At 59.2% G+C, this 24,334-nt stretch carries 26 protein-coding genes; 16 read left to right on the top strand and 10 right to left on the bottom strand.

Features of this window, described 5'->3' with window-relative positions:
- Positions 1 to 627: a glutathione S-transferase family protein gene (locus tag ABLU73_RS12620; protein ID WP_222689954.1), complete on the bottom strand. Its 627-nt coding sequence runs from the start codon at positions 625 to 627 to the stop codon at positions 1 to 3.
- A 255-nt stretch (positions 628 to 882) separates the two neighbouring features.
- Between ABLU73_RS12620 and dacC the strand changes: the two genes are divergently transcribed.
- Positions 883 to 2,085: a serine-type D-Ala-D-Ala carboxypeptidase gene (gene dacC / locus ABLU73_RS12615; protein WP_004201290.1), complete on the top strand. Its 1,203-nt coding sequence runs from the start codon at positions 883 to 885 to the stop codon at positions 2,083 to 2,085.
- Positions 2,086 to 2,124: 39 nt separating this feature from the next.
- On the opposite strand, the gene deoR is transcribed toward dacC, so the two are convergent.
- Both deoR and ybjG read right to left on the bottom strand, forming a co-directional pair.
- Positions 2,125 to 2,883 carry a DNA-binding transcriptional repressor DeoR gene (gene deoR / locus ABLU73_RS12610; RefSeq protein WP_048294430.1) on the bottom strand — a complete coding sequence of 253 codons (759 nt, stop codon included), beginning with the start codon at positions 2,881 to 2,883 and terminating at the stop codon, positions 2,125 to 2,127.
- A 102-nt stretch (positions 2,884 to 2,985) separates the two neighbouring features.
- Positions 2,986 to 3,579: an undecaprenyl-diphosphate phosphatase gene (gene ybjG, locus ABLU73_RS12605; RefSeq protein ID WP_004201292.1), complete on the bottom strand. Its 594-nt coding sequence runs from the start codon at positions 3,577 to 3,579 to the stop codon at positions 2,986 to 2,988.
- A gap of 326 nt (positions 3,580 to 3,905) precedes the next feature.
- Here ybjG and kdeA point away from each other — a divergent pair, with 326 nt between their 5' ends.
- Positions 3,906 to 5,138 carry a multidrug efflux MFS transporter KdeA gene (kdeA, locus tag ABLU73_RS12600; protein WP_023320039.1) on the top strand — a complete coding sequence of 411 codons (1,233 nt, stop codon included), beginning with the start codon at positions 3,906 to 3,908 and terminating at the stop codon, positions 5,136 to 5,138.
- 38 nt (positions 5,139 to 5,176) lie between these two features.
- Here the strand turns inward: kdeA and ABLU73_RS12595 are convergent, their stop codons facing one another.
- Positions 5,177 to 5,989 (bottom strand): Cof-type HAD-IIB family hydrolase, encoded by an 813-nt coding sequence (locus ABLU73_RS12595; RefSeq protein ID WP_017900140.1) that lies wholly within the window; start codon positions 5,987 to 5,989, stop codon positions 5,177 to 5,179.
- A complete protein-coding gene (locus ABLU73_RS12590) occupies positions 5,989 to 7,191 on the bottom strand; it encodes an MFS transporter (protein WP_017900139.1) in 1,203 nt (400 codons plus the stop codon). The genes ABLU73_RS12595 and ABLU73_RS12590 overlap by 1 nt, the downstream gene beginning before the upstream one ends.
- 82 nt (positions 7,192 to 7,273) lie before the next feature.
- Here ABLU73_RS12590 and ABLU73_RS12585 point away from each other — a divergent pair, with 82 nt between their 5' ends.
- Positions 7,274 to 7,837: a TetR family transcriptional regulator gene (locus ABLU73_RS12585; protein WP_023320041.1), complete on the top strand. Its 564-nt coding sequence runs from the start codon at positions 7,274 to 7,276 to the stop codon at positions 7,835 to 7,837.
- 178 nt (positions 7,838 to 8,015) lie between these two features.
- Here ABLU73_RS12585 and ABLU73_RS12580 read toward each other — a convergent pair whose 3' ends face one another.
- The gene (locus ABLU73_RS12580; protein WP_004179131.1) at positions 8,016 to 9,701 is read right to left on the bottom strand and encodes an aspartate:alanine antiporter; all 1,686 of its coding nucleotides are present in this window, start codon (positions 9,699 to 9,701) and stop codon (positions 8,016 to 8,018) included.
- Positions 9,702 to 9,968: 267 nt separating this feature from the next.
- Between ABLU73_RS12580 and ybjM the strand changes: the two genes are divergently transcribed.
- Positions 9,969 to 10,352: an inner membrane protein YbjM gene (gene ybjM, locus ABLU73_RS12575; RefSeq protein WP_004201325.1), complete on the top strand. Its 384-nt coding sequence runs from the start codon at positions 9,969 to 9,971 to the stop codon at positions 10,350 to 10,352.
- 6 nt (positions 10,353 to 10,358) lie between these two features.
- Here the strand turns inward: ybjM and ABLU73_RS12570 are convergent, their stop codons facing one another.
- Positions 10,359 to 10,622 carry a GrxA family glutaredoxin gene (locus ABLU73_RS12570; protein WP_002896352.1) on the bottom strand — a complete coding sequence of 88 codons (264 nt, stop codon included), beginning with the start codon at positions 10,620 to 10,622 and terminating at the stop codon, positions 10,359 to 10,361.
- A 202-nt stretch (positions 10,623 to 10,824) separates the two neighbouring features.
- Here ABLU73_RS12570 and ABLU73_RS12565 point away from each other — a divergent pair, with 202 nt between their 5' ends.
- From ABLU73_RS12565 to ABLU73_RS12510, 12 genes are all read left to right on the top strand, one after another.
- Positions 10,825 to 11,112, top strand: a complete 288-nt coding sequence (locus tag ABLU73_RS12565) for a YbjC family protein (RefSeq protein ID WP_025999158.1) — start codon at positions 10,825 to 10,827, stop codon at positions 11,110 to 11,112.
- Positions 11,096 to 11,818 carry a nitroreductase NfsA gene (gene nfsA / locus ABLU73_RS12560; RefSeq protein ID WP_004201327.1) on the top strand — a complete coding sequence of 241 codons (723 nt, stop codon included), beginning with the start codon at positions 11,096 to 11,098 and terminating at the stop codon, positions 11,816 to 11,818. The genes ABLU73_RS12565 and nfsA overlap by 17 nt, the downstream gene beginning before the upstream one ends.
- Positions 11,819 to 11,932: 114 nt before the next feature.
- Positions 11,933 to 12,835 carry a 30S ribosomal protein S6--L-glutamate ligase gene (gene rimK, locus ABLU73_RS12555; RefSeq protein ID WP_004201328.1) on the top strand — a complete coding sequence of 301 codons (903 nt, stop codon included), beginning with the start codon at positions 11,933 to 11,935 and terminating at the stop codon, positions 12,833 to 12,835.
- An 88-nt stretch (positions 12,836 to 12,923) separates the two neighbouring features.
- Entirely contained in the window at positions 12,924 to 13,403 is a 480-nt protein-coding gene (locus ABLU73_RS12550) for a YbjN domain-containing protein (protein WP_017899416.1), read from the top strand.
- Between the two features lie 348 nt (positions 13,404 to 13,751).
- Positions 13,752 to 14,864: a spermidine/putrescine ABC transporter substrate-binding protein PotF gene (potF, locus tag ABLU73_RS12545; RefSeq protein WP_004201329.1), complete on the top strand. Its 1,113-nt coding sequence runs from the start codon at positions 13,752 to 13,754 to the stop codon at positions 14,862 to 14,864.
- A 161-nt stretch (positions 14,865 to 15,025) separates the two neighbouring features.
- Positions 15,026 to 16,159, top strand: a complete 1,134-nt coding sequence (gene potG / locus ABLU73_RS12540) for a putrescine ABC transporter ATP-binding subunit PotG (RefSeq protein WP_048295777.1) — start codon at positions 15,026 to 15,028, stop codon at positions 16,157 to 16,159.
- 10 nt (positions 16,160 to 16,169) lie between these two features.
- On the top strand, positions 16,170 to 17,123 hold the full coding sequence (potH, locus tag ABLU73_RS12535) for a putrescine ABC transporter permease PotH (RefSeq protein WP_004201331.1): 954 nt from the start codon (positions 16,170 to 16,172) through the stop codon (positions 17,121 to 17,123).
- Positions 17,120 to 17,965, top strand: a complete 846-nt coding sequence (gene potI / locus ABLU73_RS12530; protein WP_002896372.1) for a putrescine ABC transporter permease PotI — start codon at positions 17,120 to 17,122, stop codon at positions 17,963 to 17,965. Before potH ends, potI begins: the two co-directional genes overlap by 4 nt.
- A 57-nt stretch (positions 17,966 to 18,022) precedes the next feature.
- Positions 18,023 to 18,511, top strand: a complete 489-nt coding sequence (locus ABLU73_RS12525; RefSeq protein ID WP_348850234.1) for a YbjO family protein — start codon at positions 18,023 to 18,025, stop codon at positions 18,509 to 18,511.
- A gap of 41 nt (positions 18,512 to 18,552) precedes the next feature.
- Complete coding sequence (rlmC, locus tag ABLU73_RS12520) at positions 18,553 to 19,680, top strand: 23S rRNA (uracil(747)-C(5))-methyltransferase RlmC (protein WP_048294434.1); 1,128 nt, start codon at positions 18,553 to 18,555, stop codon at positions 19,678 to 19,680.
- A gap of 78 nt (positions 19,681 to 19,758) precedes the next feature.
- On the top strand, positions 19,759 to 20,475 hold the full coding sequence (locus tag ABLU73_RS12515; RefSeq protein WP_004201334.1) for a response regulator transcription factor: 717 nt from the start codon (positions 19,759 to 19,761) through the stop codon (positions 20,473 to 20,475).
- Complete coding sequence (locus tag ABLU73_RS12510) at positions 20,472 to 21,944, top strand: ATP-binding protein (protein WP_004201335.1); 1,473 nt, start codon at positions 20,472 to 20,474, stop codon at positions 21,942 to 21,944. The genes ABLU73_RS12515 and ABLU73_RS12510 overlap by 4 nt, the downstream gene beginning before the upstream one ends.
- 83 nt (positions 21,945 to 22,027) lie before the next feature.
- Here ABLU73_RS12510 and artJ read toward each other — a convergent pair whose 3' ends face one another.
- From artJ to artQ, 3 genes are all read right to left on the bottom strand, one after another.
- Positions 22,028 to 22,759: an arginine ABC transporter substrate-binding protein ArtJ gene (artJ, locus tag ABLU73_RS12505; RefSeq protein ID WP_004201336.1), complete on the bottom strand. Its 732-nt coding sequence runs from the start codon at positions 22,757 to 22,759 to the stop codon at positions 22,028 to 22,030.
- Between the two features lie 184 nt (positions 22,760 to 22,943).
- Positions 22,944 to 23,612, bottom strand: a complete 669-nt coding sequence (gene artM / locus ABLU73_RS12500; RefSeq protein ID WP_004201338.1) for an arginine ABC transporter permease ArtM — start codon at positions 23,610 to 23,612, stop codon at positions 22,944 to 22,946.
- Positions 23,612 to 24,328 (bottom strand): arginine ABC transporter permease ArtQ, encoded by a 717-nt coding sequence (artQ, locus tag ABLU73_RS12495; RefSeq protein WP_023288989.1) that lies wholly within the window; start codon positions 24,326 to 24,328, stop codon positions 23,612 to 23,614. The genes artM and artQ overlap by 1 nt, the downstream gene beginning before the upstream one ends.
- Positions 24,329 to 24,334 lie beyond the last annotated feature (6 nt).

The following is a 24,334-nucleotide window of genomic DNA, read 5'->3' as shown; positions in this document are numbered from 1 at the left end:
TCAGGTGACCGGGATCTGCACCACTTCGCGCCAGGCGGGACGCTGGCTAATCTGCTGATACCAGCGCTGCAGATGGGGCCGCGGTTGCCAGCTGTCGAGGATCGACAACAGGTTGTAGACGAAGGGGGCGACGGCAATATCGCCAAGGCCGAACTGCTCGCCAGAGAGCCACGGCATTTTGGCCAGTTCGTCATCCAGCATGGCGAACAGCGTTTCGCAGGCGCTGATCCCCGCGGCGATCGCCGCCGGGTCGCGTTGCTCCGGCTGCGTCCTTACCAGACCCATTAACACCGGACGATGAGCGGGAGAGAGGGTGCCGTTGGACCAGTCCATCCACTTTTCGCCTTGCGCGCGCTGCGCCGGCGCGGCCAGCCACAGACGGTCAACGCCATACTGGGCGGCAAGGTAGCGAATAATCGTATTTGATTCCCACAACACCACCCCGGTGGCATCGTCCTTTAACAGCGGCACCAGCCCGTTGGGGTTCATCGCCAGATATTCCGGGTCATGATTGAGACCAAACTCCAGCCCGGCGAGGATCTGCTCATACGGCAGATCCAGCTCCTCCAGCACCCAGCGCACTTTCTTCACGTTGGTCGAATTATTACGTCCCCACAGTGTAATCATTTTCGCTCCTGAGTTTGTTTCACTGCCGTTGCAGCGCGATCGGCGATCATGTTGGGATAAAGTTAATATTTAGGCAATCACGATCAAAAAAATTGTTCTGATTAAAGCACGGCGGCATGTTATTGCGTAAACTTTAAAAACTTTACCAACTCGCTGTTTCTTTAAGGTCATTTGTACGCTTTACTCACCGGTTGCTGCGGCGCGGTCAGAGTGGCGCGGCATATTTTGTTTGGAAAGGATACTTGGGTGGCTCTTATGATGCATGACGCTTTTTCCCTTCGCGGCCTCGCGGCAGGTTGCGCGCTGTTATTTCTTGTCGCACCTGCGGTGCAGGCTGCAGAACAACTCCCCGACGCCCCTTCGATTGACGCTCGCGCCTGGATCCTGATGGACTACGCCAGCGGGAAGGTGCTGAGCGAAGGCAATGCCGATGAAAAACTCGACCCGGCCAGTCTGACGAAGATCATGACCAGCTACGTGGTGGGGCAGGCGATAAAAGCGGGAAAAATTAAACTGACCGATATGGTGACCGTCGGGCGCGATGCCTGGGCGACCGGCAACCCGGCGCTGCGCGGCTCATCGGTGATGTTCCTCAAGCCCGGCATGCAGGTTTCCGTGGAAGATCTGAACAAAGGGGTCATCATTCAGTCCGGTAACGACGCCAGCATTGCCATTGCGGACTACGTGGCGGGCAGCCAGGATGCTTTCGTCAGCCTGATGAACGGCTACGCCAAAAAAATGGGGCTGACCAACACCACCTTTATGACCGTTCACGGCCTTGATGCGCCGGGGCAGTTCAGTACCGCTCGCGATATGGCGTTGTTGACCAAAGCGATGATCCACGATGTACCGGAAGAGTACGCGGTACATAAAGAGAAAGAGTTCACCTTTAATAAAATTCGTCAGCCAAACCGTAACCGTCTGCTGTGGAGCACCAACCTCAACGCCGATGGCGTGAAAACCGGGACCACCGCCGGGGCCGGCTATAACCTGGTTTCTTCGGCCACGCAGGGCGATATGCGTCTGATTGCCGTGGTGCTGGGGACCAAAACCGACCGCATTCGTTTTAACGAGTCAGAAAAACTGCTGACCTGGGGCTTCCGCTTCTATGAAACCGTGACGCCGATTAAACCGGATGCCACCTTCGTCACTCAGCGCGTGTGGTTTGGCGACAGCAGCGAAGCGAAACTGGGGGCTGGCGAAGCGGGCTCTATCACCCTGCCGAAGGGGCAGTTGAAAAACCTGAAAGCCAGCTACACCTTAAACCAGCCGCAGCTTACCGCGCCGCTGGAGAAGGGGCAGGTGGTCGGGACTATCGACTTTAAGCTGAATGATAAAACCATCGAGCAGCGCCCGCTGATCGTCATGGAGCCGGTGAAAGAAGGTGGCTTCTTCAGCCGAATGATCGACTTCGTACTGATGAAATTGCACGGCTGGTTCGGCAGCTGGTTCTCCTGATGTCATGACCGCGCCCGGCGGGGCGCGGTCCGTTCATGTTCAGTACAGCAGCGAAATCTGCTGCGCCTTCGCCAGCGCGACCAGCTCGTCATCCGGGCAGATATCGCTGGCGATCACATCAAACTTTGCTAACGCCCCCATGCGCGCCGGACGCACTTTGCCGAACTTGCTGTGGTCTACCACCAGCACGTGGTAGCGCGCGTGTCGCATCGCCCAGTGCTTGACCGGCAGTTCCTCCAGGTTATAGCAGGTTGCCCCTTGCTCGCAGTCAATGCCCGCCGCCGAGTAAAAGGCGATGTCAGGGCTCAGATGGCTGAGGGTATCCTCAAGGCTCAGCGGCATAAAAATCGCGTTGCTGGCATGAAATTCCCCACCGCACAGGACCGCGCGGCACTGGGGCTTTTCCTGCAGGGCCAGAAAGGTGTTCAGGGAGTAGCAGACGCCGGTGAAGGGCAGAGCGTCGTCAATGGCGTCGATGATCCACGGGGTGGTGGTCCCGCAGTCGAAGAAGGCCATCTGATGGGCCTCCAGCAGCGCGGCCGCATGGCGGGCGGCGCGGCGTTTTTCATCGACCAGCCGGGTTTTTTGGTCGCTGAGCAGGTAATGGGTGGCGCTGCGCGGCTCCAGCACAATGTATCCGCCGAGCAGCACGACCGGACCGCTGTGGCCGTTGAGGTCGCGACGAATGGTCATTTCCGACACCCCGAGCAGGGAGGCCGCTTCTTTCAGATGCAGCTTATCGCTGCGCTTGAGTGCCTGAATGAGCTGACTGATGCGTTCGTCACGGCGAGTTTCCATATTCCCTCTGCGCTAAAATCGCCCTGCGGAGGCAGGGCGTTAGCGGGATTTTACCTGTCGCTTGCGGGTTAGTCACGCGGTCGCCGCCACGACGGTCGGCGTTTAGCCGCGCACCCAGCCTTTGCGGATCGGCAGGGAGAAGCAGAGGCGATAGAGGCGCTGCAGCTGACGGTACAGCGCCGAGCCGACAGTATGCCAGATTAGCGCCGCGCCAAGGCAGCCGCACATCCCGGCCAGCAGGCCGCCGACCATGTCCAGCGGCCAGTGGACGCCGAGATAGACGCGGGACCACGCGATGGCGGCGGCAAGGGCCATCAGCAGGGCGCCGGACCAGACGCGGTGCCAGAACAGGAAGGCCAGGGCAAAGGTAAAGCTGACGGTGCCGTGGTCGCTGGGGAAGGAATCGTCCGCCGCGTGGTGCAGGAAGTTATAGCCCACGCCAGCGACAAACGGCCGATCGTGCGGATAGAGGTGGCCGATCGCCCATGAGACGGTCAGGCTGATGCTCAGCGCCAGCATCAGCTTAAACACCATCTGCCGCTGGGCAGGCCCCCACAGCCACAAGGTCACCACTAGCAGGGGCACGATCAGAATCAGATCTTTAGCGATGAAAATCGCCACCTCAATGGCCCACTGCGGCGAGGCCGGGGTCGCGTTGAGCAGGGCGAACAGCGCGTAGTTAATATTTTCCAGCATAGACTTCCAGGCTCGTTGGTCCGATAGCAAATAAGCCGCTTACCCTAAATAAAAGCGGTGCGGAGATAAAGCAGTATTGTCTTAAATATCAGGTTGTTAAGAAATGTCGCCTTCTGAGGTGCGGCGCTAACCCCCTGAAAAGCGTCAGTATATCCTTTGTCACATGGCTGAAACATAAACGGAATATATACGCAGAGTGAATTGCTAAGGCGAGCCCTGACGCTGGCGCGCAACTCGCAATATTGTGCGGTGTCACCCACAATTCACTATCTCCGCGCCGGGAGTTTCATTACACTTTGCGCGATTTTTGATAGATAAGAGATTTCATGCAAAATTATTCGCTTTCAGGTCGCCGCCTCGGAAGGCAGGCGCTGCTGTTCCCGCTATGTCTGGTGCTGTACGAGTTTTCCACCTATATCGGCAACGATATGATCCAGCCGGGTATGCTGGCCGTGGTTCAGGAGTTTCAGGTGGGCAACGAGTGGGTACCCACCTCGATGACCGCTTATCTGGCCGGCGGCATGTTTCTACAGTGGCTGCTGGGGCCGCTGTCGGACCGTATTGGCCGCCGTCCGGTGATGTTGACCGGGGTGGTGTGGTTTATCGTCACCTGCCTGGCGACGTTGCTGGCGCAGACCATTGAACAGTTCACCCTGCTGCGCTTCCTGCAGGGGATCAGCCTGTGTTTTATCGGCGCGGTCGGCTACGCGGCGATCCAGGAGTCCTTTGAGGAGGCGGTGTGTATTAAAATCACCGCCCTGATGGCCAACGTGGCGCTGATTGCCCCGCTGCTGGGGCCGCTGGTGGGCGCCGCCTGGGTGCATATCCTGCCGTGGGAGATGATGTTCGTGCTGTTCGCCGTGCTGGCGGCTATCTCGTTTGTCGGCCTGCAGCGGGCGATGCCGGAAACCGCGACGCGACTGGGTGAAAAGCTGTCGGTCAAAGAGCTGGGCCGCGACTATCGGCTGGTGCTGAAGAACCTGCGCTTCGTCGCCGGCGCGCTGGCTACCGGCTTTGTCAGCCTGCCGCTGCTGGCGTGGATCGCCCAGTCGCCGGTGATTATTATCAGCGGCGAACAGGCGACAAGCTATGAGTATGGCATGCTGCAGGTGCCGATTTTCGGCGCGCTGATTGCCGGCAACCTGGTGCTGGCGCGCCTGACTTCGCGCCGTACCGTGCGCTCGCTGATTATCATGGGCGGCTGGCCTATCTTGTTTGGCCTGCTCCTCTCCGCGGCGGCGACGGTGGTCTCTTCCCACGCCTATCTGTGGATGACCGCCGGTCTGAGCTTCTACGCCTTCGGGATTGGCCTGGCGAACGCCGGCCTGGTGCGCTTAACCCTGTTCGCCAGCGAGATGAGCAAAGGCACGGTTTCGGCGGCGATGGGGATGCTGCAGATGCTGATCTTCACCGTCGGCATCGAGCTCAGCAAACATGCTTACGAGCTCGGCGGCAACGGGCTGTTCAGCCTGTTTAACCTGTTGGGCGGGGTACTGTGGCTGGGGCTGATGATCTACTTCCTGAAAGATAAAAGCGTCGGCAATTCGCAGCAGGGATAACCGGTTGAAAACCCGGATGCGCTCGCATCCGGGTCTTATCAGGCGAATGGCGCTTCGCGATCCAATACCTTATCGATAATCTGCAGAACACCCTCTTCGTTATTGTGCGGCGCGTGATAGCGGGCGACGGCTTTGACGTCTTCCCGGGCGTTGGCCATGGCGAAGCCAAATCCGGCGTGCTGCAGCATTTCGATATCGTTGCCGCTGTCGCCGAACGCCACCACCTCGTGATCTTCAATACCCCAGCGCTGTTGCAAAATACGCAGGCCGTTGGCTTTGTGCACCCCCGGGATAATTAAGTCGATGCTACCGTAGCCGGTGGCTACCGCTGTCACCATGTCCCCCAGCGCCGCGTGCAGCTTCGGCTGAATTTCCGGGATCAGGCGGTCCGGCACGTTGAGACCAAATTTGAGGATGGTGTCATCGAGATGGTTAAAATCATCCACCAGTTCAAGGCGGTGATAATACTTCGCCGCCACCGTCTTCAGCGCGTCGTTGTAGCGGTTGAGGGTGTAGGCGCTGCGCTTCCCGCAGGCGATGATTTCGATATTCGGCAGCGTCTGCAGATGGTCGACCACGGCGTTGAAATGGTGAACCGGCAGCTGGCAGTTGAAGACGTCTTCATTGTCGCTCACCACCCAGCCGCCGTTTTCCGCAACGAAGGCGATCTGGTGGGCGATCTCCGGGAAGAAGGAGATCAGCTGGTAGTACTGGTTGCCGCTGGCGACCACGAAGCGAATGTTTTGCTCGCGCATTCGCTGATACTGGGCGAGGAAGCGCGGCCGGTTGTAAGTTTTGGCATCGCTTAAAAAGGTGCCGTCCATATCCACCGCAATCAGTTTGATGCTCATTAGCTGTTCTCCATAACGGGTTCAGACTGTGGCTTAGCCACCGCGCGGGCGACCAGCGCCGCCACCATCACCAGGCCCAGCACCACCATCATGGCGCTGCGCAGGCCGAAATGCTCGCCGAGGAAGCCCAGCAGCGGCGGCCCGACGAGGAAAGCAAGATACCCGGTAATCGCCACCACGCTGACGCGCTTAGGGGCATCCGGACCGGTATCGCTGGCGGCGGAGATGGTCAACGGGAAGCCGAGCGAGGCGCCAATGCCCCACAGCAGCACCGAAATGCCCGCCACCCAGGGGTTGTCGACGAAGATAATCAGGCCAATGCCCAGAGCGCCCATCACCGCGCTGCCACGAACCACCGTCACCCGGCTGTAGCGATCGATAAACCAGCCGCCGGTAAAGCGGCCCAGCGTCATGCCGAGGGTGAAGCCGGCATAGATCAGCGAGCCGGAGGTGGGGCTAAAGCCGTGGCCGTCCACCATCAGCAGCGGCAGCCAGTCATTGGCTGAGCCTTCGGCGAAGGCCATCGCCAGGACGATAACCCCGATAAGCAGCAGCTGCGCATCGCGCCATACCGGCAGACCTTTCGCCTCGCCGTGGGCGGCTTCGGCGGCATTTTTACCGGTACCCTCCGGAATGGCACGGATAGCAATGGCGATGGGCAGGATGGCCACCAGCGCGGCCGCCAGGATATGCGGGGCGGCGGGAAGGCCGAACCCGGTCACCGCCATGCCCACCCCGGCGCCGAACAGGGTGCCAAAGCTGTAGAAGCCGTGCATCATCGGCAGCACCGTTTTATTCATCTCCCGCTCAACCGCCGCGCCTTCGACGTTAATGGCGACCTCTGCCGAGCCAAAGCTGGCGCCAAAGATGGCCAGACCGAAGGCGAACAGCGGGGCGGAGGCAAGCCACAGCGCCAGGCTGAGCACCAGCATGCCGAGTACGGCGAAGGACATGGTGGTGCGGATGACCTTGCGGGTGCCAAAGCGCTTCACCAGCCACGCCGAGCAGAGAATACCGCTCATCGACCCCACCGACAGGCCAAACAGCACGACGCCCATCTCTGCGGTAGAAAGCGCCAGCAGATCGCGGATCGCCGGCGTGCGGGTGGCCCAGGAGGCCATTAATAAGCCAGGGATGAAAAAGAACATAAACAGCGCCCACAGTCGAAGCTGGAGCGCTCTGCGCGAAGATTGCGTCGTCATCCGTAAACGCCTTAAAGGAGAAGAATGAAGACAACAGTAGCAAGCATGTGTACATTTGTACATAAACCGGAAGAGGAAAATCATGGCCCGTAGACCGAACGATCCGCAGCGCCGCGAGCGCATCCTGCAGGCGACGCTGGACACCATCGCGGCGCACGGCGTCCATGCGGTGACGCACCGTAAAATCGCCACCTGCGCGAATGTGCCGCTGGGGTCGCTGACCTACTATTTCAGCGGCATCGAGGCGCTGATCGAGGAGGCGTTCAGCCTGTTTACCGCCGAGATGTCGGCGCAGTATCAGCAAAGCTTCGCCGGGGTAGCGAACCGGCAACAAGCCTGCGATGCCATCGCGGAGCTGATCTTCAGCGCCCAGGTGACCACGGCGCGCAATATGGAGCTGATGTACCAGCTGTATGCGTTCTGTAGCAGCCAGCCAGCGCTGAAGGCGGTGATGCAGAACTGGATGCGGCGCAGCCAGCAGACGCTGGAGCAGTGGTTTGCCCCTGACACCGCCCGCGGCCTCGACGCCTTTATTGAAGGGATGACCCTGCACTTTGTCACCGACCGCGCGCCGCTGTCGAAGGCGGCGATCCGCATGATGGTCGGGCAGCTGGCGGGGGAGAGGGCGCAGGAAGAGGAGTGCTGAGGCGGCGTTTCACCCGGAATGGCTAAACGCAGGCAACAAAAAACCCATCAACCTTGAACCGAAGTGGCGGGGTTGATGGGCTCCACAAAATGGGGACATCAAAGAAAAGCAGTGGCATTACTTATGACTGATGCCCTGAGAAAAAGTTCTACCTGTGGCGGCTTTTTTCGCAAAAAATTTATTGTAGCCCCGGCCAGATGATCACGATGAGCGTCCCGGCGAGGGTGAGCAGCACGTTGGCGATGGCGTAGGTGCCCGCATAGCCGAGCGCCGGAATGTTGCTGCGCGCGGTATCGCTAATGATCTCCATCGCCGGGGCGCAGGTGCGCGCCCCCATCATGGCGCCGAACAGCATCGCCCGGTTCATGCGCAGCACATAGGCGCCAAACAGGAAGCAGATCACCACCGGCACCAGGCTAACGATAAGCCCTGCCGCCAGCATCTGGCCGCCGACGGCGCCCAGCCCGTTATTGATCCCGGCCCCGGCGCTGAGCCCGACCCCGGCCATAAACACCATCAGGCCAAACTCTTTCACCATGTTCAGCGCCCCCTGCGGGATATAGCCAAAGGTTGGGTGGTTGGCGCGCAGGAAGCCAAGCATGATGCCGGCGAACAGCAGGCCGGCGGCGTTGCCGATGCCGAAGCTGAAGGAGCTGAACTGGAAGGTGATCATGCCGATCATCAGGCCGACGATAAAGAAGGCGCAGAAGGCTAGCAGGTCGGTCACCTGGCTGTGAATGGAGATAAAGCCGATGCGGTCGGCTACGGTCTTCACGCGGCGGGCGTCGCCGCTGACCTGCAGCACGTCGCCTTTGTTCAGCACCACGTTGTCGTCGATAGGCATCTCGATCTGGCTGCGAATAACCCGGTTCAGGAAGCAGCCGTGGTCGGTGAGCTTGAGCTGCGCCAGGCGGCGGCCGACGGCGTTGTGATTCTTAACCACAATCTCTTCGGTGACGATGCGCATGTCGAGCAGATCGCGGTCGAACACCTCTTTACCGTTGCGGAAGCTCGGGTCGAGGCGAGCGTGCGCGTCCGGGTAGCCCACCAGCGCAATATCGTCGCCCATCTGCAGCACCGCGTCGCCGTCCGGGTTGGCCAGAATGCCGTTGCGGCGGATGCGTTCGATATAGCAGCCGGTCTGGCGATAAATGCCCAGCTCGCGCAGATTTTTGCCATCCGCCCACGCCACCAGTTCCGGGCCGACGCGATAGGCGCGGATCACCGGCAGGTAAACTTTACGTTTGGAATCGGTATCGAGGCCGCGCTCGCGGGCGATTTGCTGGGCGCTGGTCTGCAGATCCTGATGCTGCAGCTTGGGCATATAGCGGGCGCCGACGATGAGGCTCACCAGACCAACCAGGTAGGTCAGGGCATAGCCGAGGCTCAGATGGTCAAGCGACTGCGCCAGCTGATCGCTGGGCAGGCCGAAATGGCGCAGAGTGTCCCCCGCGCCCACCAGCACCGGGGTGGAGGTCATCGCCCCCGCCAGCATACCGGCGGTGAGCCCGATATCCCAGCCGAACACTTTACCCAACACCATGGCGATCAGCATCGCGCTGCCGACCATCACCAGCGCCAGCATCAGATAGTTTTTCCCGTCACGGAAAAAAATCGAAAAAAAGTTAGGACCGGCTTCCACGCCGACGCAAAAAATAAACAGCATAAAGCCGAGATTAAGGGCATCGGTGTTAATCGCGAAATGCTGCTGACCTAATAATAGAGAAACGACTAAAACGCCAATGGAATTACCAAGTTGTACTGAGCCGAGACGCAGTTTTCCCAGGCATAGTCCTAATGCAAGTACAACGAATAATAACAGGATGTAATTCCCGTTTAACAAATCTGCGACGTTTATATTCACGAAAGCCAACTTCTCGTTTACTAGTAAGTTGTTGAAGGAAATGGTTATTTGGTCTAAGGTTGCTCAGGCGTTCGCGTTGTCGCGAACCTATTCTGGCACCCTGTTATAACCAGCAAAAATATACCCGCTAGTTTAATCCTTCCTGGATGCGGCGGCTAGTGACAATCGTTTTCAGGCTGGCAGGGGAGTTATTGGCATGGATTGCCGAAATGCTTTATCTGACTGGGCGACGTGGACGTGAGTTAGAGGCAACATCAGGAGGATACGGTGAAATCTGAGCGTAGTTGGGCCGGCATTATCTGTGGCTTCGTTCTGTTCATTGTGGTGTGCTTATCGTTGTTGTTACATATGAAAGGGGCCTTTCGCGCCAGCGGCAACCCGGAGCTGGGCCTGCTCTTCTTTTTGCTGCCAGGAGCGGCGGCGAGCTGTCTCTCTCCCGGTCGTCGGGTGCTGCGTCCTTTGCTCGGCGCGATGCTGGCGGCGCCGGTCTGCATGGTGACGATGCGGCTGTTTTTCGTCACGCACCGGACGTTCTGGCAGGAGATGGCGTGGGTACTGAGCGCGGTGTTCTGGTGTGCGCTGGGGGCGTTGTGCTTTTTGTTTATCTGCGCCTGGCTTGATACCTGGCGCAGTCATTCATCGAGCAAATAAATTTACTCAGGCAAACAGGCCAAGGTTCTCTTTCGCCCAGGCTTCGAAATCGGTGCAACCGCCGATGTGTTTCTGGTCGACGAAAATCTGCGGTACGGTTTCAACCGGTTTGCCGACGGTTTTTTCCAGGTCAGCTTTGCTGATGCCTTCGGCGTGAATATCCACGTAACGGTAGTTAAAATCATCACGCTCGTTGGTCAGTTTTTCGGCCAGCTCTTTGGCGCGAACACAGTAAGGGCAGCCTGGACGACCAAAAATAACAGTAAACATTGCTTCTCTCCTTAAACCTCAGCCGGATGGCGAATGGCGCTTATGATGCCTGCATTGGTCGGTGAGGGAAAGCAGGTTCTGCCTTTTGCTTCGATGGTTTACGGCTATGTTTGATAAATGTCTTACTATCAAAACCCGTATACTGACCCGGCGGCGCGGCGGCATTGGCTGGCGCGTTGCGTTTATCAACCGGAGAGGCGTGATGCGAAAATTTGCCCCGTTGCCGAAAAGCATTCTGCTGGTTGAGATCCTCGGGATGGGGCTGTTAACCCTTGCCTGGCTCTCACTTAACCAGTATGTCCAGCTGCCTGCGCCCATTGCCAGCCCGACCGCGGCGCTGGTGATGCTCTTTGTCGGGATCGTGCTGATGATCCCCGCCGCCATCGTCGTGATGTGGCGGATGGCGCAGATCGTGGCCCCGCAGTTAACCCACTCTCCTGAGCCTGAATCCTTGTCTGACAGAGAAAAACGAAATGACGCCGACCATTGAGCTGCTGCGCAGCCACCGTTCTATCCGCCACTTCACCGATGCGCCCGTGAGCGACGAACAGCGCGCGGCGATTATCGCCAGCGCGCAAGCGGCATCTACCTCGAGTTTTTTACAGTGCACCTCCATCATCCGTATTACTGACCCGGCCCTGCGTGAACGTCTGGTCCCGCTGACCGGCGGCCAGCAGCATGTCGCCCAGGCGGCGGAGTTTTGGGTCTTCTGCGCCGACTTTAATCGCCACCTGCAGATCTGCCCGCAGGCGGAGCTGGGGCTGGCGGAACAGCTGCTGATCGGCGTTGTCGATACGGCGCTGCTGGCGCAGAACGCGCTGACCGCCGCCGAGTCCCTCGGGCTGGGCGGCGTCTATATCGGCGGGTTGCGCAACAGCATCGAGGCGGTGACCGAGCTGCTGGAGCTGCCAAAGCACGTCCTGCCGCTGTTCGGCCTTTGCCTTGGCTGGCCGGCGGATAACCCGGACATCAAGCCGCGGATGCCGGCCGCCATGCTGGTGCATGAGAACCGCTATCAGCCGCTGGATAACGCGCTGCTGGCGGAGTATGACGACCAGTTGGCGCACTATTATCTGTCGCGCGGCAGCAACGCCCGCCGCGATACCTGGAGCGATCATATCCGTCGCACTATCGTGAAAGAGAGTCGTCCGTTTATTCTCGACTATCTGCATAAGCAGGGGTGGGCAACGCGCTGATTACGTGTACACTGCTGCTCCGGCCAGGCGGTATCCACCGCTGGCGGCAGGAAAGGTGAAAATGTGTTCGATAGCTGAGGCCCGCCAGAGCGGGTCTTTTTGCAGAGGTGCAGGATGAAAATTGCCATATTATCCCGGGATGGAACGCTTTATTCATGTCGACGCCTGCGCGAAGCGGCGCAACAGCGCGGGCATCAGGTCGAGATCCTCGATCCGCTTTCCTGTTATATGAACGTCAGTCCGGTGGCCTCGTCGATCCACTACAAAGGTCGCCAGCTGCCGCACTTTGATGCGGTGATCCCGCGCATTGGCTCAGCGATCACTTACTATGGCACCGCGGCCCTGCGACAGTTTGAGCTCCTGGGAAGCTATCCGCTGAACGAATCGGTCGCTATTACCCGCGCTCGCGATAAGCTTCGCTCGCTGCAGCTGCTGGCGCGCCAGGGCATCGATCTGCCGCTGACCGGCATCGCTCACTCCCCCGATGACACCAGCGATCTGATCGCCATGGTCGGCGGCGCGCCGCTGGTGGTGAAGCTGGTAGAGGGCACCCAGGGGATCGGCGTGGTGCTGGCGGAGACCCGTCAGGCGGCGGAGAGCGTGATAGACGCCTTTCGCGGGCTGAACGCCCACATCCTGGTGCAGGAGTACATTGCCGAGGCAAAAGGCTGCGATATTCGCTGCCTGGTGGTCGGCAATGAGGTGGTGGCGGCGATCGAACGGCGGGCGAAAGAGGGCGATTTTCGCTCTAACCTGCACCGCGGCGGCATGGCCTCGGTGGCGCAGATTAGCGACGAGGAGCGGGCCATCGCCATCAAGGCGACGCAAACCCTGGGGCTGGACGTCGCCGGTGTCGATATTTTACGCGCCACCCGCGGGCCGCTGGTGATGGAGGTAAATGCCTCGCCCGGGCTGGAAGGGGTGGAAACCACCTCCGGTGTGGACATCGCTAGCAGGATGATCGCCTGGATCGAGCGCCAGGCGACACCGGAATTCTGTTTGAAAATAGGCGGCTAACCGCCGGATGCAAGACTGTCATGGTATGCGGCGCTTTTTTTGCGTAAGCTATGGCGTCGTTTTTCCACTGTAAGAGGTCACAGGCACTATGGATTCACTGGTCGTTCCGGGTCTGGATACGCTACGTCGCTGGCTGGATGAGATCGGCATCAGCTTTTTTGAGTGCGATTCCTGCCAGGCATTGCACCTGCCGCATATGCAGAATTTCGACGGTATTTTTGATGCCAAAATTGACCTGGTGGACAACGTGGTGCTCTTTTCCGCCCTGGCGGAGGTGAAGCCGACTGCTCTGTTGGCGCTGTCAGCGGATCTCTCGGCCATCAACGCCAGCTCGTTAACCGTGAAGGCATTTATCGACATTCAGGACGATAATTTGCCCAAGCTGGTGGTCTGTCAGTCGCTGTCTATCGGTCCTGGGGTGACCATGGAGCAGTTCGCCTGGTTCTTCCGCCAAAGCGAGGAGCAGATCTCGATGGTGATCCTCGAAGCCGGCGCCAATCAGCTGTTGTACAAAGGCGAAGAAGAAGAGCCGGCCGCGGAAAACGTGCAATACCATTTTCTTCACTAAACCTGCCTAAAATTAGCGCAGCCACTACCGCAGCGGCTGCGTATTACCCGCTTTTATTCTGTATTTAACCTTTCTTTAAAGCATTATTCACCGCCATTCAGGCCGTTTTGGCTTATCACGTAGACCGTTACTGCATAAAAATTTGATAAAAGGCGTTTTTTTACCTGGGCTATAGCCTCTTATTCTGGCTACAGTTATTCTGGCGATGCTTCCAGTTGCGAGCAACCACTCCGGGAGAGATCCGCTCTCCTTTTCTCAGGCAATGAAAAAATATGCATGATTTTTGCATGCGTAGAAATGCGTATATTTGAGCCCGTAAGTTAACGGGCGTTGAGAAGGAAAAGAGATATGACCGCCTTTGGTAAAAAATGGTTAACAGGTCTGGTTACGGGTGCGCTGATGGCCGTCTCTGCCGGTTCGCTCGCCGCCGAACAAAAAACCCTGCATGTCTATAACTGGTCTGATTATATTGCGCCGGACACTGTGGCCAATTTCGAAAAAGAGACCGGGATTAAAGTCGTGTATGACGTTTTTGATTCCAATGAAGTGCTGGAAGGCAAATTAATGGCCGGCAGCACCGGTTTCGATCTGGTGGTGCCGTCTGCAAGCTTCCTTGAGCGCCAGCTGGCGGCGGGGGTGTTCCAGCCGCTGGATAAGAGCAAGCTGCCCAACTGGAAGAACCTTGATCCCGAAGTGCTGAAGCTGGTCGCCAAGCATGACCCGGATAATAAATACGCTATGCCTTACCTGTGGGCGACGACGGGCATTGGCTATAACGTGGATAAAGTGAAAGCCGTCCTCGGCAAAGATGCGCCGGTGGACAGCTGGGATCTGGTGCTGAAGCCGGAGAATCTTGAAAAACTGAAAAGCTGCGGCGTCTCCTTCCTCGACGCGCCGGAAGAGATTTTCGCCACTGTGCTGAACTACCTTGGCAAGGATCCGAACAGCAGCAAAGCGAATGATTACACCGGTCCGGCTACCGATCTGCTGCTGAAGCTGCGGCCGAACATCCGCTACTTCCACTCTTCGCAATATATTAACGACCTCGCCAATGGCGACATCTGCGTGGCGATCGGCTGGGCAGGGGACGTCTGGCAGGCGGCAAACCGTGCGAAAGAGGCCAAGAACGGCGTCAACGTCTCTTACTTTATTCCGAAAGAGGGCGCGCTGGCGTTCTTTGACGTCTTTGCCATGCCGGCCGACGCCAAAAATAAAGATGAGGCCTATCAGTTCCTTAACTATCTGATGCGCCCGGATGTGATCGCCAAAATCAGCGACCAGGTGTTCTACGCCAACGGCAACAAGGCTTCCACGCCGCTGGTCAGCGAGACTATCCGTAACAACCCGGCGATTTATCCGCCAGCGGATGTGTTCGCCAAACTGTTCACGCTGAAGGTGCAGGATCCGAAGATCGACCGCGTGCGTACCCGCGCGTGGACCAAAGTGAAGAGCGGTAAATAAACTCTGACGGCCCGGTAAGCGGGCCGAATCAGAACGGCACTCGCCGGGAAATGGCAGCGCGCCCGGCGAGCAGAAGCACCAGGATGGTGCACATGCACTGTTAAGCACGAAGTATGGCACCGGACCATATGGTGATCGTTTTTTTGCCGGAGAGCACCCGATTGAACGACGTAACGCCCCGCCCACAGGCGAAAGCCCCCAAAGCGCTGACCCCGCTGCTGGAAATCCGTAACTTAACCAAGTCGTTTGACGGCCAGCATGCTGTCGACGATGTCAGTCTCACTATTTACAAAGGCGAAATTTTTGCTCTGCTGGGCGCATCAGGCTGCGGGAAATCGACCCTGCTGCGCATGCTGGCGGGCTTTGAGCAACCGACCGCCGGACAGATTATGCTCGACGGCGTGGATCTGGCGCGCGTGCCGCCCTATCAGCGGCCTATCAATATGATGTTCCAGTCCTACGCCCTGTTTCCCCATATGACCGTTGAGCAGAATATCGCCTTCGGCCTGAAACAGGATCGTCTGCCGAAGGCGGAAATCACCGCCCGGGTGCAGGAGATGCTGGCTCTGGTGCACATGCAGGAGTTCGCTAAACGTAAGCCGCACCAGCTCTCTGGCGGCCAGCGCCAGCGTGTCGCGCTGGCGCGCAGTCTGGCGAAACGACCTAAGCTGCTGCTGCTCGACGAACCGATGGGGGCGCTGGATAAAAAGCTGCGCGATCGCATGCAGCTGGAGGTGGTGGATATTCTTGAGCGCGTTGGCGTGACCTGCGTGATGGTGACCCACGATCAGGAAGAGGCCATGACCATGGCGGGCCGTATCGCCATCATGAACCGCGGCAAGTTTGTGCAGATTGGCGAACCGGAAGAGATTTACGAACACCCGACCACCCGCTACAGCGCCGAGTTCATCGGCTCGGTGAACGTCTTTGAAGGACTGGTGAAAGAGCGCCTCGAAGATGGCCTGGTGCTGAGCTCGCCGGGCCTGGTGCATCCGCTGAAGGTTGACCCCGACGCCTCGGTGGTGGACAACGTGCCGGTATGGGTGGCGCTGCGTCCGGAGAAGATCATGCTGTGCGATGAGCCGCCGGCGGATGGCTACAATTTTGCCGTCGGCGAGGTGATTCATATCGCCTATCTGGGGGATCTCTCTATCTATCATGTGCGCCTGCAAAGCGGGCAGATGATCAGCGCCCAGCTGCAGAATGAGCACCGCCATCGGAAAGGGACGCCCACCTGGGGTGACGAGGTGCGTTTATGCTGGGATGCGGACAGCTGCGTTGTACTGACGGTGTAAGGAGAGGGCGATGAGTACCGTTGAATCCCCGTCAGGGGCGAAAAAACCGGGCGGCTTCGCGCTGTGGGCGGCGCGCCTGCAGATGGCACATGGCCGCAAGCTGGTGATCGCGCTGCCCTATCTGTGGCTGATCCTGCTGTTTATGCTGCCGTTCCTGATCGTGTTCAAGATAAGTCTTGCCGAGATGGCGCGGGCGATCCCTCCCTACACCGATCTGATGGAGTGGGCGGATGGCCAGCTGACGCTGACGCTTAACTTTGCCAACTTCCTGCAGCTGACCGACGATCCGCTCTATTTCGAGGCTTATCTCCAGTCGCTGCAGGTGGCGGGCATCTCGACGCTCTGCTGCCTGCTGCTGGGCTATCCGCTGGCCTGGGCGGTGGCGCACAGCAAGCCATCGACGCGCAATATTCTGCTGCTGCTGGTGATCCTTCCGTCGTGGACGTCGTTTTTGATCCGCGTCTATGCCTGGATGGGGCTGTTGAAGAGCAACGGGGTGTTGAATAACTTCCTGCTGTGGCTAGGGGTTATCGATCAGCCGCTGGAGATCCTGCACACCAACCTGGCGGTGTATATCGGTATCGTCTATGCCTATCTGCCGTTTATGGTGCTGCCTATCTATACCGCGCTGACCCGCATCGACTATTCGCTGGTGGAGGCCTCGCTGGACCTCGGCGCCCGGCCCCTGAAGACCTTCTTTCAGGTGATCGTTCCGCTCACCAAAGGGGGGATTATCGCTGGCTCCATGCTGGTGTTTATCCCGGCGGTGGGGGAGTTCGTGATCCCGGAGCTGCTGGGCGGGCCGGACAGCATTATGATTGGCCGCGTGCTGTGGCAGGAGTTCTTTAACAACCGCGACTGGCCGGTCGCCTCGGCGGTGGCGATTGTTATGCTGCTGTTGCTGATTGTGCCGATCATGTGGTTCCACAAGCACCAGCAAAAACAGATGGGGGAGCAGGGATGAACGACTTGCCTGTAGTACGCTCGCCGTGGCGCATTCTGATCCTCGTGCTCGGATTCACCTTCCTTTATGCCCCGATGCTGATGCTGGTGATCTACTCGTTCAACAGCTCGAAGCTGGTGACGGTCTGGGCCGGGTGGTCGACGCGCTGGTATAGCGAACTGTTCCACGATGACGCGATGATGAGCGCGGTGGGGCTGAGCCTGACTATCGCCGCCTGCGCGGCGACGGCGGCGGCGATCCTGGGCACCATCGCCGCGGTGGTGATGGTGCGCTTTGGGCGTTTTCGCGGCTCCAACGGCTTCGCGTTTATGATCACCGCGCCGCTGGTCATGCCGGACGTGATCACCGGGCTCTCGCTGCTGCTGCTGTTCGTGGCGCTGGGTCACGCCATCGGCTGGCCGTCTGATCGCGGGATGTTGACCATCTGGCTGGCGCACGTCACCTTCTGTACCGCCTACGTGGCGGTGGTGATCTCCTCGCGCCTGCGCGAGCTGGACCACTCGATCGAAGAGGCGGCGATGGATCTGGGCGCCGCGCCGCTGAAGGTCTTCTTCGTCATCACGCTGCCGATGATTATGCCGGCGGTGATCTCCGGCTGGCTGCTGGCCTTCACGCTGTCGCTGGATGACCTGGTGATCGCCAGCTTTGTCTCCGGTCCCGGGGCCACGACCTTGCCGATGCTGGTCTTCTCCAGCGTGCGCATGGGGGTCAACCCGGAGATCAACGCCCTGGCGACGCTCATCCTCGGCGTGGTCGGTATTGTTGGTTTTATCGCCTGGTATTTGATGGCCCGCGCAGAAAAGCAGCGAGTGCGCGATATCCAGCGTGCAAGACAAGGCTGAACCACCTAAAATCGGTACAGCAGCCTCCGGTCGGCGCCACCCTGTGGCGCCGTTTTCATGGAAGACATTACGTTGGGATTGTTTACGAAAACTCGCTCATCGCATGCCCGCCTTAACGTCCCTGCGCTGGTGCAGGTGGCGGCCTTTGCGATTATTTTGATTCGCGGTTTGGATCTGCTGATGATCCTCAATCTGTTGGGCCTGCAGGGGCTGAACGAATTCATACACCGTAGCGTCCAGACCTGGAACCTGACGCTGGTCTTCCTCGGCAGCCTGGCGCTGGTGTTTATCGAAATCTGGTGCGCCTTCTCGCTGGTGAAAGGGCGCAACTGGGCGCGCTGGGTCTATCTGCTGACGCAGATGATAGCCGCCGGCTACCTGTGGGCGGCGTCGATGGGTTACGGGTATCCGGAGTTGTTCAGCATTCCCGGCGAATCCAAACGGGAGATCTTCCACTCGCTGGTGATGCAAAAACTGCCGGATCTGCTGGTCCTGACGCTGCTGTTTGTGCCCGCGAACTGCCGCCGGTTTTTCCGCCTGCAATAACGGTGATACAATCCCCGCCCCTGGAATTTTGAAGGTCAATTATGCATTGCGCACTCTACGACGCCGGCCGCTGCCGCTCCTGTCAATGGCTGGAACGGTCGGTTCCGCAACAGCTCGCCGATAAAATGGCCGACCTGCGCACGCTGCTGGCGGCGATCCCCGTCGCCGACTGGGGCGAGCCGGTCAGCGGGCCGGAGGCGGCATTCCGTAACAAGGCCAAAATGGTGGTCAGCGGCAGCGTTGAGCGTCCGCTGCTGGGGATGCTGCACCGCGACGGCACCCCGGTGGATCTCACCGACTGCCCGCTCTATCCCGCCGAGTTTGCGCCGGTATTTGCCGTCCTGAAGCCCTTTATCGCCCGCGCCGGGTTAACCCCCTACAACGTCGCGCGCAAGCGCGGGGAGCTGAAATATCTGCTGCTAACCGCCAGCCAGCAAGGGGAGATGATGCTGCGCTTCGTGCTGCGCTCAGAGGCCAAGTTGGCCCAGCTGCGCGCCGCGCTGCCCTGGTTACAGGCACAGTTGCCGCAGCTTAAGGTGATCACGGCGAATATCCAGCCAGTGCATATGGCTATTATGGAAGGCGAGCAGGAGATCTTCTTCACTGAACAGCAGGCGCTGGGGGAGGTCTTTAATGAGGTGCCGCTGTGGATCCGTCCGCAAAGCTTCTTTCAAACTAACCCGACGGTAGCCAGCCGGCTGTACGCCACCGCCCGCGACTGGGTGCGCGCGCTGCCGGTCCAGCATATGTGGGATCTGTTTTGCGGCGTCGGGGGTTTTGGCCTGCACTGCGCGACGCCGGCGATGCGCCTGACCGGTATAGAGATTGCCCCGGAGGCGATCGCCTGCGCCAGGCAGTCTGCCGCGCAGCTGGGGCTCAGCAATCTGCATTTTCAGGCGCTGGACTCCACGCAGTTCGCCACGCATGAAGCGGATATCCCGCAGCTGGTGCTGGTCAACCCGCCGCGTCGCGGCATTGGCGCCGAACTGTGCGACTATTTAAGCCGCATGGCGCCGCCCTATATTATCTATTCCAGCTGTAACGCCCGCACCATGGCGACCGACATTGCTCTTCTTAGCGGCTATCGCGTCGAGCGGGTCCAGCTGTTTGATATGTTCCCCCACACCGCCCACTACGAAGTGCTGTCCCTGCTGGTCCGCGAAGTTTAAACAAAATGTGAAGGCTTTGCGTCGCAGAAATCGGGTAAGCTTGACGCAGCATGTTTTGTTATTGGTGGGGGGAATCTAATGGCCAAAACCATTCTGCTGGTGGAAGATGATGAGGATATTGCCACGCTGCTGCGGCTCAATCTTCAGGATGAGGGCTATCAGATTGTGCATGAGGCCGACGGCAGCCAGGCTCTCGCCCGGCTGGAAACGCGGGTCTGGGATGCGGTGATCCTCGATTTGATGCTGCCCGGCGTCGATGGCCTGGAGATCTGCCGGCGTATCCGCCAGATGACCCGCTATCTGCCGGTGATCATCATCAGCGCTCGCACCAGCGAAATGCACCGCGTGCTGGGCCTGGAGATGGGCGCCGACGACTATCTGGCGAAACCCTTTTCGCTGCTGGAGCTTATCGCCCGCGTTAAAGCGCTGTTTCGTCGCCAGGAGGCGATGGGGCAGAACCTGCTGATGGACGCCGGGCGCCTGTCCTGCCATGGTCTGAGCATCGATCCGCTGTCCCGCGAAGTGAGGCTGCGCGGCGAGTTGGTGGACCTCACGCCGCGCGAATTCGAGCTGCTGTATTACTTTGCCCGCCATCCCGGGGAGGTGTTTTCGCGGCTGGCGCTGCTGGAGCAGGTCTGGGGATATCAGCACGAGGGCTATGAGCACACGGTCAATACCCATATCAACCGCCTGCGCAGCAAAATTGAACGTGACCCGGCCGAGCCGGACATCATTCTGACCGTCTGGGGCAAAGGCTATAAGTTCGCCCCGGTGACGCAAGAGGCCGCCCCGTGATCCGCCGCCTGAGCCTCAGCCAGCGGCTGGCGCTGGTGGTGGTCTCCCTGCTGATACTGTGCGCGGCGGCGGTGTGCGTCGTTCAGTTACATAGCAGCGCGCAGTATGGCAACGCCATGGTGCAGCGCCTCTCCGCCGGGCTGGCTCAGCAAATTGTGGCCCGCGAACCGCTGCTGGACGCCCACGGCGAGGTCAACCGGCAAACCCTGAAGTCGCTGTTTGACCGTCTGATGACCTTTAATCCCAGCGTGGAGCTCTATCTGCTGTCGCCGGATGGCGACCTGTTGGCCGATGCGGCGCCGCCGGGACATATCCAACGCCAGCGGATCGACATGGCGCCGGTGCAGGTTTTTCTCACCGGCAGTACGTCGCCGGTGTATGGCGACGATCCCCGCAGCCTTGACGGGCGAAAAGTCTTCAGCGCCGCCCCGCTGCGCGTCGACGGCCAGCTGCGCGGTTACCTGTATATCATTTTGCAGGGGGAGACCTTTAATCAGCTGGCGGCCGACGCCTGGCAAAAAACGCTGTGGAGCATTGTTCTGTGGACCCTGCTGCTGGTGACTCTGTTTGGCCTGCTGGCGGGAGGCCTGGCATGGTTCTGGGTGACCCGGCCGGTCCGCCAGCTCACCGCCCAGGTGGCGGCGAACGATCGGGACAGCATCAGCGCCATCAAAACCCTGGCGGCCCGCACGCCGGAGCCCCATCCCGGTAACGAGGTGGCGGTGCTCGAAAATCGCTTTATTGACCTTGCCCGGCAGATAGCCGGTCAGTGGGATCGGCTGGCCGACAGCGACCGCCAGCGCCGCGAATTTGTGGCCAATATTTCCCACGATTTACGTACGCCGCTCACCTCGCTGCTGGGGTATCTGGAAACGCTGACCCTGAAGGACGAACGGCTGACCGCCGAGGAGCGCAGGCAGTATCTCACCATCGCCCTGCGCCAGGGCAACAAAGTGCGCCATCTTTCGCAGCAGCTGTTTGAGCTGGCGCGACTGGAGCACGGGGGCATTAAGCCGCAGCGCGAGCGTTTCGCGATGGGGGAGCTGATTTCCGACGTGGCGCAGAAGTTTGAATTAACCGCCCGCACGCGCGAGGTGAACCTGCAAATTGATGTGCCGGGGCCGCTGCCGCTGGTTAACGCCGATGTGTCGATGATTGAGAGGGTGGTGACCAATCTGCTCGACAACGCCATGCGGCATACTCCCGTCGGCGGGGAGATTCGTCTGGCGGTCTGGCAGGAGAATCAACAGATCCAGGTCGAAGTGGCTGACAACGGAACGGGCGTCGATGCCGCGCTGCGCGACGATCTGTTCCAGCGGCCGTCGGCGTTGTCTGCCCAGGCGTCGCGGGAGGATCGCGGCGGGTTAGGGCTGCTGATTGTGAAACGAATGCTGGAGCTGCACGGGGGCGGGATCAGGCTGGTGGAGTCGGTAAGCGGGGCGCGGTTCAGGTTCTTCGTGCCACTTTGAGAAATTGCCGGGTGGCGGCTACGCCTTACCCGGCTACGGGGAAAGTGTAGGCCGGGTCAGCGCAGCGCCACCCGGCAAAAAAGTTACTCCGGGAACCACTGGTTGCTGATTTTCTGGTAGGTACCGTCGGCTTTAATCGCCTTCAGCGCCGCGTTCAGTTTCTCCAGCAGCGCCTTGTTATCCGGGCGCACGGCAATCCCAAGGCCGGTGCCGAAGTATTGCGGGTCGGTCACTTTCGGCGTGGCTGCCCCCAGCTGCGGGTTGGTTTTCAGCCACTCGTTGACCACCGCCGTGTCGCCGAACACGCCGTCGATACGGCCATTTTTCAGATCGATAATCGCGTTCTGGTAGCTGTCATAGGCGACGGTCTTCACCTCAGGATGTTTATCCTGCAGATATTTCTGGTGGGTGGTGCCGTTTTCCATGCCGATCCGTTTGCCTTTCAAATCATCGAACGAGTGGAATGCGTCTTTTTTGGCGATCACCAGCGCGGAGTTGGCGTAGTACGGGTCGGTGAATGCGACCTGCTTGCTGCGCTCCGGCGTAATATCCATTCCGGAAATCACCGCGTCATACTTCTTAAACTTCAGCGCCGGGATCAGGCTGTCAAACGCGTGGTTGGTAAAGGTGCATTCTGCCTGCATTTGTTTGCACAGCGCATGGGCCAGATCGATATCAAAGCCGACAATCTGGTTATTAGCGTCCATCGATTCAAACGGCGGATAGGTCGCGGACACGCCGAAGCTGATTTTCTCCGCGGCGGCGGCGCCGAAGGTGAACGTGGTGAGCAGTGCAGCCAGAACTAACTTTTTCATCGTGGAACTCCCGTCTGTCAATCTTATGATTATTCGCCGTGTCTGCGGCATAGGGTGACAATGCCATTAAATGAATTTGTATGCAATAAAAATGATTAAGTATTTTATTTGATATAAAAAAAGACGGACAGGTATTAGACTTGTCCGTCTTGTTGTTCACTTATTATGCAAAATACGCCAGGCGCTAATTACGCCGCTCGAAGGCTAGCGCTTTGCGCTCCACCAGCCGCATCAGCAGCGTCAGCAGCCCGTTGACGATGAGATAGATAATCCCGGCGGCGCCGAACACCATCACGTCGTAGGTCCGTCCGTACAGCAGCTGGCCGTGGCCCATCACTTCCATCAGGGTGATGGTGTAGGCCAGAGAGGTACTCTTAAAGACCAGCACCACTTCGTTGGAATAGGACGACAGCGCGCGCTTAAAGGCATACGGCAGCAGGATCGCCAGGGTATCCTTTTTACTCATCCCCAGCGCGCTGCACGACTGCCATTGCCCGTCGGGGATCGCCCGGATGGCGCCATAAAACAGCTGGGTGGTATAGGCGGCGCTGTTGAGCGACAGGGCGATCAGGGCGCACAGCCACGGCTCGGAGATAAGGTGCCAGAGCCAGGGATATTCCTGTAGCGAAGGAAACTGTCCTGGGCCGTAGTAGATCAGGAAGATCTGCACCAGCAGCGGCGTACCGGTAAACAGGGTGATGTAGCCGCGCACTATCCACACCAGCCCCGGTGTCTTCAGCGTCAGGATAATGGTAAAGATCAGCGACAAGATCAGCGCCACGATAATCGACGCCACGGTCAGCGTCAGGCTGGTATGCAGTCCTTTCAGCAGTTCGGGTAAGTAGTCGAGCATCAGCCTGGTCTCCGTTCGAAGCGCGTCGCACGCTGGTCAATCCGCTTAAGGATGTATTGACTCAACAGGGTGATGACGAGATAGATTGCCGCGGCAATGATATACCAGTTAAAGGGCTCCTGAGTGCGGGTGGCGATGCTTTTAGTCTGCAGCATCAGATCGTTGACGCTGATAAGGCTCACCAGCGCGGTGTCCTTTAGCAGCACCAGCCACTGGTTGCCGAGACCGGGCAGCGCATGGCGCCACATCTGAGGCATCACCAGGCGGAAGAAAATGGCCGCTTTCGACAACCCCAGCGCCTGGCCGGACTCCCACTGACCCTGCGGAACGGCTTTCAGCGCGCCGCGCAGCGTTTGCGAGGCGTAGGCGGCATACAGCAGCGACAAGGCGATCGCCCCGCAGAGGAACGGACTGACGTCAAAGTTCTCAATCTGCATCTGCACCGGGATCTGGGTGAACCCGAGCGGGATGGTAAAACCGTCAGAGAGCGTCAGCAGCAGCTGGGACGAGCCAAAATAGATAAACAGCACCACCAGAATTTCAGGTAGTCCGCGCAGGATGGTCACAATGCCGGTTGCAAGCCAGGCTACCGGGCGCCATTTCACTGACTCCAGTACCGCGAAGAGCATCGCCAGGACGAGGCCGATGGCGAGCGCGCAAACGGCAAGGCCGACGGTCATCCCGGCGGCGCTTGCTAATGGAAAAATTTCGTTCATTCAGTC

The sequence above is a fragment of the Klebsiella sp. GG_Kp175 genome, assembly GCF_040062325.1.
GTDB classification, from domain to species: Bacteria; Pseudomonadota; Gammaproteobacteria; order Enterobacterales; family Enterobacteriaceae; genus Klebsiella; species Klebsiella quasipneumoniae.
The sequence above is the reverse complement of the archived record's forward strand: the minus strand, read 5'-3'. Positions and strand labels throughout refer to the sequence as shown.

Excerpts from the sequence above, each read along its gene's own strand:
- ABLU73_RS12620 (WP_222689954.1), bottom strand. The coding sequence starts at position 627 with ATGATTACACTGTGGGGACGTAATAATTCGACCAACGTGAAGAAAGTG.
- dacC (WP_004201290.1), top strand. The coding sequence starts at position 883 with ATGATGCATGACGCTTTTTCCCTTCGCGGCCTCGCGGCAGGTTGCGCG.
- deoR (WP_048294430.1), bottom strand. The coding sequence starts at position 2,883 with ATGGAAACTCGCCGTGACGAACGCATCAGTCAGCTCATTCAGGCACTC.
- ybjG (WP_004201292.1), bottom strand. The coding sequence starts at position 3,579 with ATGCTGGAAAATATTAACTACGCGCTGTTCGCCCTGCTCAACGCGACC.
- kdeA (WP_023320039.1), top strand. The coding sequence starts at position 3,906 with ATGCAAAATTATTCGCTTTCAGGTCGCCGCCTCGGAAGGCAGGCGCTG.
- ABLU73_RS12595 (WP_017900140.1), bottom strand. The coding sequence starts at position 5,989 with ATGAGCATCAAACTGATTGCGGTGGATATGGACGGCACCTTTTTAAGC.
- ABLU73_RS12590 (WP_017900139.1), bottom strand. The coding sequence starts at position 7,191 with ATGACGACGCAATCTTCGCGCAGAGCGCTCCAGCTTCGACTGTGGGCG.
- ABLU73_RS12585 (WP_023320041.1), top strand. The coding sequence starts at position 7,274 with ATGGCCCGTAGACCGAACGATCCGCAGCGCCGCGAGCGCATCCTGCAG.
- ABLU73_RS12570 (WP_002896352.1), bottom strand. The coding sequence starts at position 10,622 with ATGTTTACTGTTATTTTTGGTCGTCCAGGCTGCCCTTACTGTGTTCGC.
- ABLU73_RS12565 (WP_025999158.1), top strand. The coding sequence starts at position 10,825 with ATGCGAAAATTTGCCCCGTTGCCGAAAAGCATTCTGCTGGTTGAGATC.
- nfsA (WP_004201327.1), top strand. The coding sequence starts at position 11,096 with ATGACGCCGACCATTGAGCTGCTGCGCAGCCACCGTTCTATCCGCCAC.
- rimK (WP_004201328.1), top strand. The coding sequence starts at position 11,933 with ATGAAAATTGCCATATTATCCCGGGATGGAACGCTTTATTCATGTCGA.
- ABLU73_RS12550 (WP_017899416.1), top strand. The coding sequence starts at position 12,924 with ATGGATTCACTGGTCGTTCCGGGTCTGGATACGCTACGTCGCTGGCTG.
- potF (WP_004201329.1), top strand. The coding sequence starts at position 13,752 with ATGACCGCCTTTGGTAAAAAATGGTTAACAGGTCTGGTTACGGGTGCG.
- potH (WP_004201331.1), top strand. The coding sequence starts at position 16,170 with ATGAGTACCGTTGAATCCCCGTCAGGGGCGAAAAAACCGGGCGGCTTC.
- potI (WP_002896372.1), top strand. The coding sequence starts at position 17,120 with ATGAACGACTTGCCTGTAGTACGCTCGCCGTGGCGCATTCTGATCCTC.
- ABLU73_RS12525 (WP_348850234.1), top strand. The coding sequence starts at position 18,023 with ATGGAAGACATTACGTTGGGATTGTTTACGAAAACTCGCTCATCGCAT.
- rlmC (WP_048294434.1), top strand. The coding sequence starts at position 18,553 with ATGCATTGCGCACTCTACGACGCCGGCCGCTGCCGCTCCTGTCAATGG.
- ABLU73_RS12515 (WP_004201334.1), top strand. The coding sequence starts at position 19,759 with ATGGCCAAAACCATTCTGCTGGTGGAAGATGATGAGGATATTGCCACG.
- artJ (WP_004201336.1), bottom strand. The coding sequence starts at position 22,759 with ATGAAAAAGTTAGTTCTGGCTGCACTGCTCACCACGTTCACCTTCGGC.
- artM (WP_004201338.1), bottom strand. The coding sequence starts at position 23,612 with ATGCTCGACTACTTACCCGAACTGCTGAAAGGACTGCATACCAGCCTG.
- artQ (WP_023288989.1), bottom strand. The coding sequence starts at position 24,328 with ATGAACGAAATTTTTCCATTAGCAAGCGCCGCCGGGATGACCGTCGGC.